The sequence below is a fragment of the Curtobacterium sp. B8 genome, from assembly GCF_000333315.1.
Lineage (GTDB): Bacteria > Actinomycetota > Actinomycetes > Actinomycetales > Microbacteriaceae > Curtobacterium > Curtobacterium luteum.
In genome coordinates this window covers 1-1,460 of the sequence record NZ_BACW01000131.1, presented here as the reverse complement: position 1 = coordinate 1,460, position 1,460 = coordinate 1, and the positions used below count along the sequence as shown (strand labels likewise).

Below are 1,460 nucleotides of genomic sequence, written 5' to 3'. Positions count from 1 at the left end.
CCCTTCTTCGCGGCGTAGCGGTCGTCGAACGCCTTCTCGTCGAGGTGGATCGTCATGTTGACCGAGTAGCCCGAGCCGTCCTCGGCGCGTGCCACCGAGTTCGCGTTCGCGTCGACGAAGCCGGTCACCCCGCTCACTCCCGACAGCCACTGCGGAACCGAGGGGAGCGTCGCGCTCTTCGCGTCGAACGTCAGCGTCGCGATGCGCTGACCCTGCAACGGGTCGTCCGACTGCGCGTACGCCTCGGTCACCGACGCGGAGTCGATCGTCACGCCGGTGATGCTCACGCCCTGTGGCAGCTTCGACTGCACGGAACGCAACGTGCTCGCCCAGTCCACCTCGGTCGACCCACCGACCTGCTGCGCCGCCTCGAGGAGGGTCGTCGCGGACTCCGTCGACCGGACGTCCCGGTACTGCCCCTGCTGCTGGGCGAGGCTCGTCGTCTCGTCCTGCGCCGAGCGGAGATCCTGCTCAGCGGCGCTGCGGTCCATCACCGCCCAGCCGGCGACGATGCCGACGCCGCACGCGACGACGACGACACCGGCCCACACGCGGCGGACGACGGCGCGCTGGCGACGGGCGACGTGCACCTCGGACGGGAGCAGGTCGACGCGCGGCACGCCCCCGATGGCGAGTGCAGCGCGCGCGTTCCCGGAGGGTCGCGGTGCGCTCGGGGTCGTCCCGGAGGCGGGGGACCGTCGTCCCGGGGACGGCTTCCGGCCGCGGGCGGCCGTCGGCTCGAGTGTCTCGGTCATGCTGCTCGACCTCCGACGGCGAGGCTCCAGGCGACCGCGATGGACGCGGACCGCTCCCTGAGGACGTCCCGCGAGACCCCACGGGCTGGGCGCGCGGAGACGAACGGGTCACCGACCGCGACGGGGAGTCCCGCGACGTCGCCGAGGCCCTCCCGGAACCCGGGCAGGGCAGCTCCCCCGCCGACCAGGACGATGCCACGCACGGCGTCGTCCGGTCGGGTGTTCGCGTAGTAGTTCACGGTGTTCCGGATGCTCGTCATCAGCTCACCGACGGTCTCGCGCGTCACCGCGACCGCGCGGACGTCGTCCGGCGTCTGCGTGCGACCGACGAGACCGAAGTGCCGCTTGACGGCCTCGGCCTCCGGGAGCGGCACCTCGAGACGCGCGGCGATCTGCTTGGTCACGTCGTCGCCGCCGGTCGGGATGATGCGCACGAACCGCGGGACACCGTCGTGGGCGATCACGACCGAGGTCGTGTTGCCGCCGCAGTCGACGATCGCCACGGTCCCCGCTCCGGGCACGCGCGGGGCGAGCACACGGGTGAGCGCGAAGGGGATGAGGTCGACGCCGACCGGGTTGAGGCCGGCGAGCTCCGCGGCGCGCACGTTGGCGAGGACCGCGTCCTTGATCGCTGCGACGAGCAGGCCGTGCACCACCGGCCCACCCTCGCCGATGCCCTCCGAGGTCGGGTAGAAGTCGAGGATG

The 1,460-nt window shown here is 72.7% G+C and carries 2 protein-coding genes; both read right to left on the bottom strand.

Going from position 1 to position 1,460, the window contains the following annotated elements; genetic code table 11:
• Window positions 1–755: hypothetical protein (locus tag I59_RS03460; RefSeq protein ID WP_022902680.1), on the bottom strand; the 755-nt coding region annotated here is incomplete at its 3' end.
• On the bottom strand, window positions 752–1,460 hold a 709-nt coding region (gene pilM, locus I59_RS19060), incomplete at its 5' end, for a pilus assembly protein PilM (protein ID WP_042726419.1). The genes I59_RS03460 and pilM, both read right to left, overlap by 4 nt.